This is a genomic window from Arthrobacter castelli DSM 16402, from assembly GCF_000430705.1.
GTDB classification, from domain to species: Bacteria; Actinomycetota; Actinomycetes; order Actinomycetales; family Micrococcaceae; genus Arthrobacter_C; species Arthrobacter_C castelli.
The window spans coordinates 51,212-67,119 of the sequence record NZ_AUMN01000010.1; the positions used below are offsets into that span (position 1 = coordinate 51,212).

The window sequence follows — 15,908 nt, forward strand, 5'->3', positions numbered from 1 at the left end:
CCAGCGCCCAATGCTCGAGCGTGGATGTCTGGCGAATGCGGAAAGCGCGTTGCATCTAAACTAGTTCGGTGAGTACAGAAGCAACCGCCCTGCCAGCGCCCGACCAGGCCACCATCAAGGCCCGGATTTTCGAGAAGATCGCCAGCGAACTCGGCGTGCAGCCGTGGCAGGTGAAGGTCGCCGTGGAACTGCTCGACGGCGGTTCGACCGTGCCGTTCATCGCCCGGTACCGCAAGGAAGTCACGGGGACGCTGGATGATACACAGCTGCGTGACCTGGAGGAGCGGCTGCGGTATCTGCTTGAGCTGGAGGACCGCCGCGCGACGGTGCTGGAGTCCATCTATGAGCAGGGCAAGCTCACCGATGAATTGAAGAAGGCGGTGCAGGAGGCCGACACCAAGTCCCGCCTCGAGGACCTCTACCTTCCGTACAAGTCGAAGCGGCGGACCAAGGCGCAGATCGCCCGCGAGGCCGGGCTGGAGCCGCTGGCCGACGCGCTGTTGCAGGACCCGGAGCTGGCCCCGCAGGAAGAAGCGGCGAAGTACCTGAACCCGGACCATTCCATCGCCACCGCCGACGACGCGCTCGCCGGCGCCCGGTCCATCGTCGTCGAACGCGCCGGCCAGGATGTTGAGCTGGTCAGCGAGCTGCGCGAGCGGTTGTGGAAGACCGGACGGCTCCGCGCGCAGGTGCGCAAGGGCAAGGAGGCCGAGGGGCAGAAGTTCAAGGACTACTTCGATTTCTCCCAGCCGCCGCATTCGCTCCCGTCGCACCGCATCCTCGCGCTGCTCCGCGGGGAGAAGGAGGGTGTGCTGGACGTGTCGATCGCCGAGGCGGACGCCGGCGACAAGGAGGCCCTGGATGAGGCGCGGAAACGGTACGAAAACGCCGTCGCACGCTCGCTGGGCATTGCCGACCGCGGCCGCCCCGCCGATGCCTGGCTGCTCCAGTCGGCTCAGCTCGCATGGCGCACCCGGGTGCTGATCCGGCTCGCGACCGACGTCCGCGTGAGGTTGATCCAGGGTGCCGAGGACGACGCGGTGAAGGTCTTCGCCGCGAACCTGCGTGACGTGCTGCTCGCGGCGCCGGCCGGCAACCGCACCACGCTGGGCCTCGACCCGGGCCTGCGCACCGGGGTAAAGGCTGCCGTCGTCGACGAAACCGGCAAGGTGGTTGCCACCGACACCATTTATCCGCATCAGCCGGCGAACAAGTGGAATGAGTCGCTGGCCGGCCTGACCGCTTTGGTGAAGAAGCACGACGTCGCACTCGTCGCAATCGGCAACGGCACGGCAAGCCGGGAGACTGACAAGCTGGCGGGCGAGCTGATCAAGTCGCTGCCGGAGAAGAAAATCAGCAAGCTGGTGGTCTCCGAGGCGGGCGCTTCTGTCTACTCGGCCTCCGCGCTCGCCGCCGCGGAACTGCCGGACATGGACGTTTCGCTGCGCGGCGCGGTCTCGATCGCCCGCCGGCTGCAGGATCCGCTGGCCGAACTGGTCAAGATCGACCCGAAGGCCATCGGCGTGGGCCAGTACCAGCACGATGTGACGCCGGTGAAACTGGAGCGTTCCCTCGGGGCCGTGATCGAGGACTGCGTGAACTCGGTGGGCGTGGACGTGAACACCGCCTCGCCGTCGCTGCTGTCCCGGGTGGCCGGCGTCGGCCCGACCCTGAGCGAGAACATCGTCGCCCACCGCGACGAGCACGGGGCCTTCGCCAAGCGCTCCGACCTGAAGAAAGTGCCGCGGCTCGGCGGCAAGGCGTTCGAACAGTGCGCCGGATTCCTGCGGATCACCGGGGGAGCGGAGCCCCTCGACGCCTCCAGCGTCCATCCCGAGGCCTACGGCGTGGCGCGGCGGGTGCTGACCGCGGCCGGGGCGAAGACGGCCGACGACGTCCGCGGCACCGGTGCGCTTGCCACCTTGTCTCCCAACGAGTTTGTGGACGAGGCCTTCGGCCTGCCTACGGTGCAGGACATCCTCGCGGAACTGGAAAAGCCCGGACGTGACCCGCGGCCGGAGTTCACTACGGCGTCGTTCGCCGAAGGGGTCGAGAAGGTTTCCGATCTGCGCCCGGGGATGATCCTGGAGGGCGCGGTCAGCAACGTCGCCGCGTTCGGGGCGTTTGTCGACGTCGGCGTGCACCAGGACGGGCTGGTCCATATCTCGGCGATGTCCAATAAGTTTGTGCAGGACCCGCATGAGATCGTTCGCTCCGGCCAGGTGGTGCGCGTGAAGGTGCTCGAGGCCGATCCGGACCGCAAGCGGATCTCATTGACCCTGCGGCTGGACGACGACGTGCCGGGTTCCGCCGGCGGGCGCGACGGCGGTGACGCTTCGCAGCGGCAAGGGGAGCGGAAGCCGAAGCCGGGTCAGTCAGGCAACAAACCGAAGCCGGGGCCGGGTAACGGATCGAAGCAAGGGCGCCAGGGCAACAGCTCCAAGCCGAAGGAACCTGAAAGCGCGATGGCGCGGGCGCTGCGCGAGGCCGGACTGGCGAAGTAGGGGCAAGAAACCCGCGGAAGGAGCTCCGATGGAAATTGTCAACGTCACTATCACTGTGCAGGACATAGAGTCGGCGGCACGCTTCTACAGGGAAACATTGGGCCTACCGGTTATACAGAACCACCGGGAGGTAGTGGTGCGGATCGGCTCAAGCCAGCTCACGTTGAGACCGGGCGGACACTTCGAGGGCGCTCACCACCTTGCCTTTGGCATACCGCCGGACGATTTCCCGCTCGCGCGCCGGTGGCTGGCCGGCGTCGTCGAACCCATCAAAGTCGGTGATACGGAAGTCATCGACGCTCCCGAGGGGTGGGACGCCCAATCTGTGTACTTCCACGGTCCTGAGAACATCATTTTGGAACTCATCGCCCGTCAAGCCGATTCCAATCTGCCCGGCAGCACCGGAGGCGAACCGCAGCTTATCGCAATCAGCGAGGTCGGAATAGGCGTCCCCGACGTTCCAGCAGCGGTCCAGCAAGCAGTCGAGGATTTAGGCGTGAGTCCCTTCTCTGCGCAGGGGCAACGTTTCGCGCCAGTGGGAGATCACCAAGGCCTGCTGATTTTGGTTGAAGCGGGCCGGACCTGGTTCCCCACCCGCAACCTTCGGCCAGCGCGGGGCCCTATGACCGTGCTGATCAATACCATTCCCCCGAAGGAGGGTGACGCAGGCGGCGCGCCCACTCACGTCTTGACGTACGAATCCACCCAAACCCCGCCCATCAGTATTGATGCCATCGCATGACCCGATGAGTTTGGTCGTTGCTGAAGCGTGGGAACAAACCACTGCGCAGAGCGAATAATCTTAACGGCGCATGCAATTGAGTAGCATGGGAAGAACACTCGCTATCAAAGGGGATATATATCCATGGAAATTCTGGGAATTACCGCTGTCGCGTATTTTGTTTTCATAGTTGCAGTTGCGGTACTGGGAATATGGATAGCGGTTTTATTGATCAAGGTGTTGCAGCTAAAGATCACTGAACTCAGACTGCGCATTGCCGGTTATACTGAGCCGCCTGCCGACGACGGAGCCGGAGACTGAGCCACACCATCCCAATATGGTTCGAAGCGGCGGTGCTGGTTCGTGGATAATAGGTATGGTTCTTCACTTACGATAGCAAGACGCGACCGGGACGGCTCGGTCGTCGATCGACGGTGACGGGGACGGCCTCGTGGAACAGGACCTATCTTCATGTCTGCGACCACTCGGTCCATCCTTACTCCCACTGCGATCGTGCGGCTGGTGCTGGGCTGGGGTGCTTTTGCCGCCCTGATGTTCGCCGGGCCTCTTCTGGCACCGCCCGTTCCCGCGCTGCTGCTGGTTGCCGCCCTCGTGTTCATCGTCGGCGTCATCCTGGTCTGTGCCTTCGGGGTGGTGCATGAAGCCGAACACCTCGCCCGACGGCTGGGTGATCCCTACGGCTCCCTGGTGCTGACGCTCTCCATCGTGCTGATCGAGGTGATCCTCATCGCCGCCGTCATGCTCGGCCCTGGCGAGCACAGCACCATTGCCCGGGATTCAGTCATGGCTGTGTCGATGATCATCCTCAACGCTGTTATCGGACTGGCACTCCTCGTCGGCGGGATAAAGCACGGCGACCTTGGCCACAACCGCACGGGGACATCCGCCTACCTGGCCATGCTCGTAGTCCTGTCCTCGCTCGCCTTTGCGCTGCCTGCCCTGATCGGCCACGAGGGCGAGTACCTGCCCTGGCAGGAGATTCCCATCATCGTGCTGACGCTCGGGCTCTATGCCTTCTTCCTCTTCCGCCAGATGGGCAAGCAGGCCGATGACTTCCGGGAGGTCGACCCGCGGTTGACCGTCCGCGACGCCGGGCAGGACACAGCCCGATCCGAGGCGGAACACACCAATATCGTCCAGGTCCTCGCCGAGTACCGCTCGGCAGTGCTGCTGCGGATGGGGCTGCTCGTCGCGACCGTGCTGCCCATCGTGTTGCTCTCCCACGACATGGCCGCCCTTCTGGACGACGGGCTCGGGCGCCTCGGGGCGCCGGTCGCACTGGCCGGGATCGTCATCGCGATCATCGTCTTCCTGCCCGAGTCGATCACGTCGGTTCGCGCCGCGCTGCAGGGGGAGGTCCAGCGCGTCATCAACCTGTGTCATGGTGCGCTCGTCTCGACAGTCGGATTGACCATCCCGGTCGTCCTCGTCATCGGGTTGTTGACCGATCAGTCCAACGTGCTGGCCGAATCCCCGGCGAACCTGCTGCTCCTCGGCGTTACCCTGTTGCTGTCGGTGACCACGTTCGCCGCCAAGAACGTCACGGCAATGCACGGCGCGGCTCACCTCGTCGTCTTTGCGGTCTACGGGATTACGGTCTTCTCCTGAGCCGCCGATGGGCGGGATGAATAGCCAAGCCGCTCTTGACGGCCGACGCTCGGATAGAGCACTCCGGCGCTCAATTCAGTTGCAGAATTGTCCCTGTCGCATAGGCCTGTGAACGTGGGCCGGGGAAGGTGCAACCTGGACTGAGCCTGGGAGTTTACGGTTCAGTCGGCGCGGCCGACGCCCTCGACCGCGCTCATAAATGCCCGCCACTGCGCACTCAAGTCCTCCAGCTGCCTGAGCCCCGTGTCCGTTAGTTCGTAGACCTTCCGCGCGGGGCCGGAATCGCTCTGCTCCCACTGCGCCACAATCGCACCTTCGTCCTCGAGTCGTACGAGTGCGGGGTAGAGCTGGGCCCCCTTGATCGGCTGCAGCCCCGCCGATACGAGGGCCTGCGAGATACCGTACCCGTGCCGCGGCGCGACAGCGAGTACCCGGAGGATAAGCATCGGCAGTGAGGCTCGCTGCCACGCGGCGATGCTCACTGCGCCTTCGCCCACGGCCGTCGGCCCCAGCCGAGGCCAAGGGCGAGAGCGGCGACAGCGGCCAAAACAACCGCCACCGGGATTGTCAACGTTCCCCAACTCTGGTTTGCGAGGACGAGTGCGGCGATTACCAGCGGAGCCCCCGTGCCGGCGATGGTGGATGCCCACCAGCGCCGTGCCCGCGCGACCTGATCGGCCGCGGCCAGTTCGCGGGCCAGGGCCAGCGGGTGACCGAACTCCTCGTAGGCCGACGTCCGTCTGGATCCCAGTGCCTGCTCGATCTCGGCTACGTGACCGCGAGCAGTGCCGGCCGGCATCAGTCGGGACCGCAAGCCACCCCTGAAGCGGTCCAGCCACCTGGCGTCGTCCCAGCTCTCGCGAAGTGCCGGCTGCGGCATCCGACCCGCGACCACCAGCGCGACGATGCCCGGGGTAAGCACCACCAGAGCCAGGAGTGGCACAGGCACATTGTGCGCTGCGATGTGCCCTGAGCCCAGGTTCGCCGCGGCGACTATGCCTGCGATGGCGATCGCCGCCGCAAAGACCAGCGCACCGGCTGCTGAAATCGATCGCCCAGAGGAGAAGAGTGCCCGAGTCACGACCCATCCCACGAAGACAATCAGTACTCCCGCGGCGACCAAGGCGTGCGCGATGTCTATGTCGACGGACCAGCCATGGCGGATAATCACGAGCAGCACCGCGACGGCGGCGATCCCCACCAGCGTGTGCCCGACCTCCCTGAGCGCTGGTCGCAGCCCCCCGCCCAGGGAGGCCCGAACCGCCTCATCAACGGTCGCGAGCTCGGTAGCGTCTTCTGCCGCGAGCTCGCCTGCGTCGCCAAAGAGCTCGGTCGCGGGAACCTCGGCCTCACGGACAGCGTCGAGCAACTCACGCTCACGCTCCTCGAGCGTAAGCGCCGGAACATGCTTGCCGACCATCGACATTCGGTAGCGCTCCACCCACTTTTGGTCCACGACGGGCCACGCTCTCACATTCACTGTGGTCACTCCTTGTATCTAGATTGAAAACATATCTAGATACAATCACAAGCAAGGCTGCGAAGGCAACACCCGATTGTCGCCACCGGAGCTCCGAAAGGTGACGGGCGTCAATGGTCGCGGGATGTATAGCGTGTGGGAGTGGCTGAGGAAAATCTACCGGGCCGGAATCGGGCAGTTGTCCTCGGACTTGGCGCGCTTGACGAAGGCCCACGCCAGCAGGCCAATGGACAGCACGGCAAGCAGTGGTTGCAGTGGTTCGAAGTACTGCACGGCGCCGGTGGTGCCAAGCGCCAGCAGCACCAGCTTGTTGCAGACCGGGCAGCCGACGGCGAAGAACGCGATGATGGTGCCGGCGGCCCCGAAGCGCCCCTTGTCTTTCTCCCCGCGCTCCGAGTCCGAACCCTCTTGCTCACCACGGTGCGCTCCCGACGTCGTCGCCACGTAGGTGGCCACCAGCAGGCCGGTCAGCACCGCGGTGGCAATCAGGGCTGGCACCGACCACCAGGTGGGCGGGATCTCCCGGATGAACAGCGGGGTGTCGATCAGGTCGGTGGGGATGGCAATGACCAGGTACGTCAGCACGGCGGTGCCGGCAGCGGCAACCCAGCGCCGTGCGGGCCACCGCCGCAGTGCCGTCGCCAAGGGGAGCTGTGCCGGCTTCCGCGGGACTTGGCTAGCGGTCTTCACGAGTCTTGCCTCCGGTCGATTGCACTCCCACGTTATCGGCGGGGTTGCCACTGGAACGATGGGCACGCATCCGACGTCGATAGAGCAGCGCTGCCAGCACCAGCAAGACAGCAGCGATGGTCATGAAGGCGATGTTGGAAACCGATCCTATGGTCTCACTCATCGCGGTTTCGAGCGCGAATTGGTCGCCGACGCTGAGCACTCCGCCGAGGGTCGCGGTGCCGTTGGTGAGCAACAGCAGCACGCCGATTCCGATCGCCAGAAACCCGGAGATGATCATGATCCAGGAGTTGGACCAGCGGCCGATGGTCAGCGGGCGGGGCCGCAGCCAGCTCCGGCCGGAAATACCCAGCTTGTCCCATACCAGTGCGAGGATGAACAGCGGCAGTGCCATGCCCAGCGCATAGAGCGCCAGCAGGATTCCGCCATACACCGCGCTGCTGCCGACGGCGGCGACGGTCAGGATCGAGCCCAGAATAGGCCCGGTGCAGACGCCGGCCACGCCGTACACGGCGCCAAGCACATACACCGACAGCCGGGAGGTGCCCGATGGTGCGCCGCGGCGGAACAGGGCCGGCATCGGGATCCCCAGGATCTGCACCAGGCCGAGGGCCATCACCAGCACCGCCGCCGTCGTCACCAGCACGTAGCGATGCTGCGTCAGCAGCCCGCCGAGTACCCCGGCGAATACCCCGAGTGGAACCAGGGTCGAGACCAGGCCCGCGTAAAAGACGCCGGTGCGGACCACCAGTGTGCGCGGGGTGGAGAACGCGTAGGCGAAGAAGGCGGGCAGCAGCAGCGCCGAGCACGGGCTGAACAAGGTGAGGATCCCGCCGGCGAAAGCCCCCGCGTAGCCGATATCCACTACTTTGCCTCCGCAGTGGCCAGGGCATCTTCAATCGCCTTTTTGAAGTTGCCCAGCGGTTGAGCCCCGACGAGCGGGCGGCCGTTAATCAGGAAGGTCGGCGTCCCGGTGGCGCCCAGCGACGCGGCTTCCTGCGCATCTGTGACGACCTTTTGCCTGAGCTTGTCCGACTTCATGTCGGCCTTGAATTGGTCGATATCGGGTACGCCGGCCTGCTTCGCGAATTCGATCAAACGCTCCGGCGGCAGGTCAGGGTGCCCGCGTTCGGGAGCGGCAGCGAACACCACCTTGTTGAAGTCCCAGAACTTGTCCTGTTGCGCGGCGGCTCGTCCGGCCACGGCGGCCTTGATCGACTGATCGCCGAAGACCGGGAAGTCGCGCCACTCGATGCGCAGCTTGCCGCTTTCCACGTACTTGTCCACCAGCTTGGGCAGGGTATCCCGGGCGAACAGCGCGCAGAAGGGGCAGCGGTAGTCGGAGTATTCGATCATGACCACCGGTGCGTCCACGTCCCCGATGGCGGTGGGGTCTCCTGGTGTGCGCCGGGACATGTCAACGGTCTGTTGGCTGGAACCGCCCTGGCTGCTTTGCGGATCCTGGCCGCCTTGGCCGCCTTGGGTGCTTTCGGCGCCGCCGCTGGCCGGATTGCTCCCTGACGAACCGATCTTTGACCCGATAATGCCCGCCGTCAGCAAGGCAAGGATCGCGACGATGCCGATGGTCAGGAAGGTAAACTTCCTCGAAGCGGATTTCTCCGGGGCGGGTCGATGGTTATGGGCCACTTGTGCTCCTGGTGAGTTGGTCAGGAAAATGTTTATACATTTGTAATCGAGGGTACGTGAGTCAACAAAGCGGAGTAAAGCCAGCCGGCCGGAGCAAGGAACGTGAGCCGGGACGGCCCTTGTGGAAGTCAGTAAATGCGGACCTGCGCCGTCGGATGGAGCAGGGCGAGTTCAGCTCCGGATTTCCCGGCGAGCTGTCGCTGGCCGAGGAGTACGGGGTGAGCCGGGGAACCATCCGCGCTGCCTTGCGGCCGCTGCGCGAAAGCGGCTATGTCAGCGCCGAACGCGGCCGCAACCCGCGCGTTGTGGCGGGCGCGAGCCGCGCCTTCGGGCCGGTCTACAGTCTGCTGGCCACTCTGCGCGAGGCCGGTATGGAGCACCACAGCCAGGTGCTGGAACAGCACGTCGTCCAGGACGTCAGGGCCGCGTCCCGGCTGGAGCTGGCGCCGGACACTGAACTCTTCCACCTCGCCCGGATCCGTTATGGCGACGGCGCGCCACTGGCGCTCGATGAAGTGTGGCTGCCTGCCGCCGTCGTACGCCCGCTGCTGGAAGTGGACTTCACGCACACAGCCCTCTACAGAGAGCTGGACCAGGTCTGCGGGATTGTCCTCGATGGGGGGACTGAACAGTTGAGCGCGGTCGCGGCGACCGAAGAACAGGGGCTCGCGCTGGGTCGCGACGCCGGTACGCCCATGTTGTTCATCGAGCGCGTCGGCTGCCGCGGCGACCGGCCTCTCGAGTTCCGCCGCAGTTTCATCCTCGGCGACCGGCTGGCGGTGACGACGTCGTTTGGTCGGCTGAAGGATGGTGGCTAATCGTTCACGGCATGCAGCAGGGTGTCGATCGCCGTCGTACCCGTGTCCTGCGGACCTTCCGGATCCGTTGAAGTGTTCCGCACGATCCGTTCCGCGGCCACCACCTTCAGGGGCGTGGCCGCACGCAGCATCTCCGGGCTGTAGAGCAACGTCTCGTCCGGCGGTCCGCCCGTGCCGCGCGTGAGGTTCTCCTTGTCGTGGCCGATCACCAGCAGCGTGCCGCCGGGTGAGACCCATTGCGAGGCTCGGCGGATCACCGCGATGTTGGCTGCTTCGTCCAAGTGCAGGTAGGTGATGGTGACCAGGTCGAATTCCCGACCCGGTGCCCATTGATTGGCATCGCCCAGCCGCCAATCGATGGAGAGGCCGTTGGCTTCGGCCCGTTCGCGGGCAATGTCCAGACCCTCGGCGGAGAAGTCGACGGCGGTGACGTCCCATCCGCGGTCGGCGAGCCAGATGGCGTTCCGGCCGTCTCCGGTGGCCAGGTCCACGGCCGTTCCAAGGCTCAGCCGGCCGGCGATTTCCCGCAGCTGCTGGTGCGGTTGAGTGGCCCAGAGCCCGGCATCCTGCCCGGCCTCACGTGCCCCGCGGTACCGTTCATTCCAACCGTGTTCGTCCATTCGTCTCGCCTCCCTCTCATCAAAGTACTTCGACCTGGGCCGAGTGGCCAACAGCCCCTGCCAGCCTCGCATCCCGTATCACCAGGGGCCATTCGAAGGCTTCGGCCAGGACGATGAACGCGGCATCGCAGGCCGAGAGGTTATTGCGGAGTTGGAACCGTTGCCCGTCGAGGATATCGACAATGATGCGTCAATTCCATGTATGTATTCCCGGCGGGCCATTGTGCATTCGCCATGCCGGTGCTAAGGCTTGAGGGGAACTGCCTGACTCTGATGGAGGGATTTCGATGGCTTACAGCAACGATGAAGATCCCGCGCTAAACGAATGGAGCATGCGGGTGACCCAGGCCCTGCAGATCCTCGACCTGAAAATCGACCACGCACGGCTGCTGGAAGTCGCTGAACGGTCTTCGCGATCGGCCACGCCCTCGGCCGGGCCGGTCAGTACCTTCGCCGTTGGCTACGCTGCGGGTTTGGCGGCCCAGAGCGGCAAGAGGGGGCCGGATGGTGTGGTCGAGCAGGCGTCCGATGTCGTCCTGCAGTTGTGCGACGACGGCGATTCGGGCGGTCCGGCCAAGCAAGGCTGGCCGGACACGGGCCAGTAACCTCGGCGGTGGTGCGTCCGGCCTGTGATGCCGCACCGGCGAACCCCGAACGCGCCAATCCGCTCCGCTTTGGGACATTTGACCGGCGGCGCCGCAGGTTGAATGTCCCATCAGGGAGCGTTTCCGCCCCGTCGTGCACTGCCCGGCCCGCCCGAAGTCATTCTGCTGCGTTTAGGGATTCTGCATCCGGGGCGCCGTGGATGTGAAGTCCCCAAACGCAGCAGGAAGGCAGTAGCTCGTGGCTGGAGCGACCCGGCGCGGCGGAAGCGACCGGGGTTCAGCGGAAGCGACCCCGGTCGGCTGTGGGTCATTCGGCCGCCGGCATGATGTGAACCCGCGGTGTTGCGAGGCCGGGCCGTGGCGTTACGAGACCGGGACCGCCGAGCGGTTCCGCGCGGCGGTCCAGACCAGGACGACCGCGACCAGGACCATCGCCGCCAGACCCAGTCCGCCGTAGCCGAGGGCGACCAGAGTAGGCCCGGCCAGCGCCCCGCCGAGTGCCCCGGCCAGATTCATGGACATGTCCGAGACACCCTGCACGGCCGGGCGCTCGGGCACGGCGACGGACTCGGCAACGAGCGCGGATCCGGACACGATCGACGCGGACCATCCGAGGCCGAGCAGGATCAGGCTCACGCCGACCAGGACGGTGTTCCCGGCACCGAGGTAGGCCGCCGCCAGCGCCGCGAGGAGCACGATCTGGCCGCTGACGATGACCGGTGTGCGTCCGTATCTGTCGGCGAGCCAGCCGAAGATGGGAGAGAGGGCGTACATCCCGGCGATGTGCAGGCTGATGGTGAATCCGACGATCGACAGGGTGGCGCCGTGCTCATACAGGTGCACCGGGGTCATGGACATCACCGAGACCATGGTGGCGTGGCTGAGGGCGACGACGGCGACAGCATAGCGGGCACCCGGGTTGGCGCGCAGGACCGCAAGTCCGCCGGAACGCTTGGATGGACCGGATGGAGCGGATGGAGCGGCCGGTGCGGATGGAGCGGGCGGTGCGGCCGGACCGGCTGTGCCGACTGGGCCGTCGTCGGCGGTTCCGGACGGCGGCGGGGTTGCCGCCGGTGATGGGACGGGTTGTGATTCGACGCGGTCGCGCTCCAATGCAGTGAGCAGCGGATCCGGGCGCAGCCCGACGACGAAGATCAGCGCCGCCCCAATCTGCGCGGCCACCGAAAAGGTGAAGGCCCCGGTCAGCGGCGGCAGGCCCAGGAAGGCGCCCACCACTTCGCCGGGTTCAAAAAGATTCGGGCCGAGCACCGCGCCGATCGTCGTCGACCACACCACCACGGCGAGGCTGCGTGCGCGGGAACGGTCGTCGGCCAGGTCGGTGGCGGCGAAGCGGGACTGGAAATTGACGGCGGCGCCGACCCCGAGCATCAGGATGCCCGCCAGCAGCAGTGCGAAGACGGAAAGGGCGGCAGCCGTGATCGCCAGCAACGCGCCGGCGGCCGCAACCAGGGCGCCGGTGGACAGCGAGATGCGGCGGCCCTTCGCCCGCGCCAGCCGCGCGAGCGGGACCGCACTCAGCGCCGCGCCCAGGGTGCTCATGGTGGCGGCCATGCCGGACCAGGCGTTGGAACCGGAGATCTCCGCCGCGAGCAAGGCACCCAGCGACAGGGTCGCGCCCAAGCCGATACCGCCGAGGATTTGGCCGGTGAACAGCACCTTGACCACGCGGCGCTGCAGCCGGGCGGCGTCGTAGTCCGGTTCCCGGCGTTCGTCCCCGCCGTGGGTTTTCAGCACTCGTCCACCGGGGCGGCGCATCGCCTTCCTTTCTGTCGATGCGCCGTGTTCGTGCGCACCGGGTATCAGGCGCCGGCGGCCACCCCGGCGCCTGCCGTCGTCGTGCTTTCCTCAGGTTCCGACGCCGGCTCCAGCCGGATGATGACCGCCTTGGAGACCGGGGTGTTGCTGCCCTCTGCGACGTGTCCGAGCGGTACCAGCACGTTGGCCTCAGGATAGTAGGCGGCCGCGCAACCTCGGGCCGTCGGATAGGAAACCACGCGGAACTGCCGCAGCACGCGCTCCTGGTCGTCGGTGTAGACGGTGTGCACGTCCACCAGCTGTCCGTCGTCGATGCCCAGCTCGGCCAGGTCCTCGGGGTTGACGAACACCACGTGCCGGCCCTTGCGGATACCGCGGTAGCGGTCGTTGTGCCCGTAGATGGTGGTGTTGAACTGGTCGTGCGAGCGCAGGGTCTGCAGGATCAGCGTCCCGGCAGGACGCTCCACGTGCTCCAATTCGTTGACCGTGATCATGGCCTTGCCGGTGGGGGTGTTGAAGGTCCGGGTGTCACGCGGTCCGTGGGGCAGGACGAAGCCGCCGTCCTGGCGGATCTTCTCGTTGTAGCTCTCGCACCCGTCCACCACCCGGGAAATGTGGTCACGGATCACGTCGTAGTTCCGCTCGAAACCCGACCAATCGACGTCGACCTTGTCACCAAGCGTCTCCCGTGCGAGTCGGCTGATGATTGACACCTCGGACAGCAGCCCGGCCGCGACCGGTTCCACCTTGCCCCAGGACGGATGCACCGCGCAGACCGTGTCTTCGACCGAGACGAACTGCTCGCCGCTTGCCTGCCGGTCGATTTCGGTGCGGCCCTTGGTGGGCAGGATCAGGGCTTCGGCGCCGACGACGGCGTGTGACCGGTTGAGCTTGGTGGACACCTGCACGGTCATCTCCGCGGACTGCATCGCATCCTCGGCCGCGGCGCTATCCGAGATCGCCGCGACGAGGTTGCCGCCGACCGCCATGAAGAACCTGATGTCGCCGGCGCGCATCGCCTCAATCGTCTGGACCGAGTCCGCGCCGTGTTCCCGGGGCGGGTCGAAGCCGAATTCGGTCTGCAGGGCGTCGAGGAACTTCGGCGGCATCTGCTCCCAAATGCCCATGGTGCGGTCGCCCTGCACATTGCTGTGGCCGCGGATCGGGGAGGCCCCGGCGCCGGGTTTGCCGATGTTGCCGCGCAGCAGCAGCAGGTTGATGATCTCCTTGATGGTGGCGACGCCCTTCTTCTGCTGCGTCAGTCCCATCGCCCAGGTCACGATCACCTTCTTGGCGCGCATGTACCGCTCCGCGAGCTCGTCGATTTCCTCGCTGCGCAGCCCGGTGGCCTCCAATACGGTGGCCTCGTCCAGATTGTCCAGGTGCGCCTTGAGTTCTTCGAGACCCTGGCAGTGCCGTTCGAGGAAGTCGTGGTCCAGCACCGTCCCCGGGTTCTTCGCCTCGGCGTCGAGCACCCGCTTGGTCACCGCCTGCATCAGCGCCATGTCCCCGCTGAGCCGCACCTGCAGGTACTGGTCCGCCATCTCCGTGCCGCTGCCCACGATGCCGCTGACCTTCTGCGGGTTCTTGTACCGCTTCAGGCCTGCTTCCGGCATCGGATTCACCGCCGCGATTTCCGCGCCGTTCTCCTTCGCCACTTCCAGGGCGGTCAGCATCCTGGGATGGTTGGTTCCCGGATTCTGGCCCATGATGATGATCAGGTCGGCCTGCTCGTAGTCCTTGTAGGTCACGGTGGCCTTGCCGACGCCGATCGTCTGTCCCATCGCCCAGCCGGAGGATTCGTGGCACATGTTGGAGCAGTCCGGCAGGTTGTTGGTGCCGTATCCGCGCACGAACAACTGGTAGGCGAAGGCGGCCTCATTGGAGGTGCGCCCGCTGGTGTAGAAGGCGGCTTCGTCCGGGGAGTCCAGGCTGTTCAGTTTCCTGCCGATGATGGAGAACGCCTCGGCCCAGGTCACCGGCTTGTAATGGTCTTCGCCGGCCGGCTTGTATACGGGCTCGGTCAGCCGCCCTTGCATCCCCAGCCAGTACTCGGAACGCTCGAGCAGGTCGGTGACGGAATGCTCGGACCAGAAATTGGAGCCGACGACGACGGGAGTCGCCTCCCAGGTGACGGCCTTGGCCCCGTTCTCGCAGAACTCGAACGTCTTGCGGTGGTCGGGATCCGGCCAGGCGCAGCTCATACAGTCGAAACCGTCCCGCTGGTTCATGGACAGCAGCGTCTTGGCGCTGATGACCGGCCCCATGTGCTTCACGGCCGGTTGCATGGCTTGGTAGATCCCCGGAATTCCGGCGGCCCAGCCCTTCGGCGGGTTGACTTCGACGTCTTTCTCGTCAGTTTCGAGTACCGCTTCGTCCGGCTGGGTTTCATTGCGGGTCATTGTGCTTCCCCTTTGCTCATCAGCGCCAATGTTGATGGCATGCTCGTATGGAACGAGGTGCTTCCTTAAGGCCTAGCAGTAAAGGGACGGCGCCGCAATGGATGCCCGGCTTTTCAGGGGCAGTGCCCCGCCTGCGACTCGAAGACGACGGCAGGCGTCCCGCCGTCGTCGTCCCCGTCCGGTGGCCCGTACCCTGAGCAGGCACCGCCCGGCCCGTCGTCGTTACGGTAAGTCCCTGATGATCCTGGCCGGGTTGCCGACCGCGACCACGTTGGCTGGCAGGTCTTTCGGCACCACGGAACCGGCGCCGACGACGGTGTTTTCGCCGATGGAGACGCCGGGACAGATGATGACGCCGCCGCCGAGCCAGACATTGTCCCCGATGGTGATCGGCTCGCCCGCTTCCCACTTGTTGCGCCGTGGCTCTGCTTCGATGGGATGCGTGGGGGTCAGCAGCTGGACGTTGGGACCGATCTGCACGTCGTCGCCAATGCGGATGCTCACGACGTCGGCGGCCATCAGACCCCAGTTGGCGAAGGATCGCGCGCCGATGCTCAGCTGCGTGCCGTAGTCGACGTGCAGCGGCGGGCGGATCTCCGTGTCCTCGCCGATGGAACCGAGCAGCTCCTCCAGCAGTTGGCGCCGCAGCGGTCCCTGGCGTGAGGTAGTGGCGTTGTAGGCCGCTGTCAGGTCCTCGGCGCGCATGCTGGCTTCGGCCAGTTCGGGGTCGTCTGCGATGTAAGGGTCGCCGGCGAGCATCCGCTCGCGCATGGTGCGGGGGTCGTCGTGGTTGATCTCTGCCATGGTTTCCAGCGTACGGGGCGGGAACCGGGGATGGCACGGGGCGGGAACCGGGGCCGTGCGGGGCGTGCCTGGCCGGACCGGCGTGTGCGTCTGGGGAGTAGAAGACTTCGATTTCGGCCGCTTAGTACCTGGAAGCCGCAAAGTTACTCCCTGGCCGAACGCTTCGCCGCCCACGGCCACACCGGAGACCCGTTGTCGTGCCCGTCGGATCG

The 15,908-nt window shown here is 65.9% G+C and carries 15 protein-coding genes; 6 read left to right on the forward strand and 9 right to left on the reverse strand.

Going from position 1 to position 15,908, the window contains the following annotated elements; genetic code table 11:
• Positions 1-68: 68 nt before the first annotated feature.
• From H535_RS0112195 to H535_RS0112210, 4 genes are all read left to right on the forward strand, one after another.
• Positions 69-2,504 (forward strand): Tex family protein, encoded by a 2,436-nt coding sequence (locus H535_RS0112195; protein WP_425387275.1) that lies wholly within the window; start codon positions 69-71, stop codon positions 2,502-2,504.
• 28 nt (positions 2,505-2,532) lie between these two features.
• On the forward strand, positions 2,533-3,246 hold the full coding sequence (locus H535_RS25115; RefSeq protein WP_051299131.1) for a VOC family protein: 714 nt from the start codon (positions 2,533-2,535) through the stop codon (positions 3,244-3,246).
• A gap of 123 nt (positions 3,247-3,369) precedes the next feature.
• On the forward strand, positions 3,370-3,546 hold the full coding sequence (locus tag H535_RS29025) for a hypothetical protein (protein WP_155838672.1): 177 nt from the start codon (positions 3,370-3,372) through the stop codon (positions 3,544-3,546).
• 150 nt (positions 3,547-3,696) lie between these two features.
• Positions 3,697-4,854 carry a calcium:cation antiporter gene (locus tag H535_RS0112210; RefSeq protein ID WP_026819775.1) on the forward strand — a complete coding sequence of 386 codons (1,158 nt, stop codon included), beginning with the start codon at positions 3,697-3,699 and terminating at the stop codon, positions 4,852-4,854.
• 161 nt (positions 4,855-5,015) lie between these two features.
• Here the strand turns inward: H535_RS0112210 and H535_RS25120 are convergent, their stop codons facing one another.
• The 5 genes from H535_RS25120 to H535_RS25130 form a co-directional block, all read right to left on the reverse strand.
• On the reverse strand, positions 5,016-5,336 hold the full coding sequence (locus tag H535_RS25120; RefSeq protein ID WP_035769404.1) for a PadR family transcriptional regulator: 321 nt from the start codon (positions 5,334-5,336) through the stop codon (positions 5,016-5,018).
• Complete coding sequence (locus H535_RS0112220; protein ID WP_245580286.1) at positions 5,333-6,328, reverse strand: hypothetical protein; 996 nt, start codon at positions 6,326-6,328, stop codon at positions 5,333-5,335. The genes H535_RS25120 and H535_RS0112220 overlap by 4 nt, the downstream gene beginning before the upstream one ends.
• A 162-nt stretch (positions 6,329-6,490) precedes the next feature.
• A complete protein-coding gene (locus H535_RS0112225; RefSeq protein WP_155838673.1) occupies positions 6,491-7,024 on the reverse strand; it encodes a hypothetical protein in 534 nt (177 codons plus the stop codon).
• The gene (locus H535_RS25125) at positions 7,011-7,889 is read right to left on the reverse strand and encodes a cytochrome c biogenesis CcdA family protein (RefSeq protein ID WP_035769406.1); all 879 of its coding nucleotides are present in this window, start codon (positions 7,887-7,889) and stop codon (positions 7,011-7,013) included. The genes H535_RS0112225 and H535_RS25125 overlap by 14 nt, the downstream gene beginning before the upstream one ends.
• Positions 7,889-8,671: a DsbA family protein gene (locus H535_RS25130; protein WP_035769408.1), complete on the reverse strand. Its 783-nt coding sequence runs from the start codon at positions 8,669-8,671 to the stop codon at positions 7,889-7,891. Before H535_RS25130 ends, H535_RS25125 begins: the two co-directional genes overlap by 1 nt.
• Before the next feature lie 56 nt (positions 8,672-8,727).
• Between H535_RS25130 and H535_RS0112240 the strand changes: the two genes are divergently transcribed.
• Entirely contained in the window at positions 8,728-9,489 is a 762-nt protein-coding gene (locus H535_RS0112240) for a GntR family transcriptional regulator (protein ID WP_026819778.1), read from the forward strand.
• Here the strand turns inward: H535_RS0112240 and H535_RS25135 are convergent.
• A complete protein-coding gene (locus tag H535_RS25135; protein ID WP_051299134.1) occupies positions 9,486-10,109 on the reverse strand; it encodes a class I SAM-dependent methyltransferase in 624 nt (207 codons plus the stop codon). The genes H535_RS0112240 and H535_RS25135 overlap by 4 nt on opposite strands.
• A gap of 287 nt (positions 10,110-10,396) precedes the next feature.
• On the opposite strand from H535_RS25135, the gene H535_RS0112250 reads away from it, so the two are divergent.
• Entirely contained in the window at positions 10,397-10,714 is a 318-nt protein-coding gene (locus H535_RS0112250; protein WP_026819779.1) for a DUF6457 domain-containing protein, read from the forward strand.
• Between the two features lie 363 nt (positions 10,715-11,077).
• On the opposite strand, the gene H535_RS25140 is transcribed toward H535_RS0112250, so the two are convergent.
• The 3 genes from H535_RS25140 to H535_RS0112265 form a co-directional block, all read right to left on the reverse strand.
• Positions 11,078-12,490: an MFS transporter gene (locus H535_RS25140; RefSeq protein WP_081416643.1), complete on the reverse strand. Its 1,413-nt coding sequence runs from the start codon at positions 12,488-12,490 to the stop codon at positions 11,078-11,080.
• Positions 12,491-12,534: 44 nt separating this feature from the next.
• Positions 12,535-14,892, reverse strand: coding sequence for an FdhF/YdeP family oxidoreductase (locus tag H535_RS0112260; RefSeq protein WP_026819780.1), 2,358 nt, complete (start codon positions 14,890-14,892; stop codon positions 12,535-12,537).
• A gap of 222 nt (positions 14,893-15,114) precedes the next feature.
• Positions 15,115-15,696, reverse strand: a complete 582-nt coding sequence (locus tag H535_RS0112265) for a sugar O-acetyltransferase (RefSeq protein ID WP_026819781.1) — start codon at positions 15,694-15,696, stop codon at positions 15,115-15,117.
• Between the last annotated feature and the right edge of the window lie 212 nt (positions 15,697-15,908).

What these genes read in the sequence shown, in the direction of transcription:
- H535_RS0112260 (WP_026819780.1), bottom strand. Translation starts at nt 14,892, where the DNA reads ATGACCCGCAATGAAACCCAGCCGGACGAAGCGGTACTCGAAACTGAC.
- H535_RS0112250 (WP_026819779.1), top strand. Translation starts at nt 10,397, where the DNA reads ATGGCTTACAGCAACGATGAAGATCCCGCGCTAAACGAATGGAGCATG.
- H535_RS25115 (WP_051299131.1), top strand. Translation starts at nt 2,533, where the DNA reads ATGGAAATTGTCAACGTCACTATCACTGTGCAGGACATAGAGTCGGCG.
- H535_RS25135 (WP_051299134.1), bottom strand. Translation starts at nt 10,109, where the DNA reads ATGGACGAACACGGTTGGAATGAACGGTACCGCGGGGCACGTGAGGCC.
- H535_RS25140 (WP_081416643.1), bottom strand. Translation starts at nt 12,490, where the DNA reads ATGCGCCGCCCCGGTGGACGAGTGCTGAAAACCCACGGCGGGGACGAA.
- H535_RS29025 (WP_155838672.1), top strand. Translation starts at nt 3,370, where the DNA reads ATGGAAATTCTGGGAATTACCGCTGTCGCGTATTTTGTTTTCATAGTT.
- H535_RS0112265 (WP_026819781.1), bottom strand. Translation starts at nt 15,696, where the DNA reads ATGGCAGAGATCAACCACGACGACCCCCGCACCATGCGCGAGCGGATG.
- H535_RS0112210 (WP_026819775.1), top strand. Translation starts at nt 3,697, where the DNA reads ATGTCTGCGACCACTCGGTCCATCCTTACTCCCACTGCGATCGTGCGG.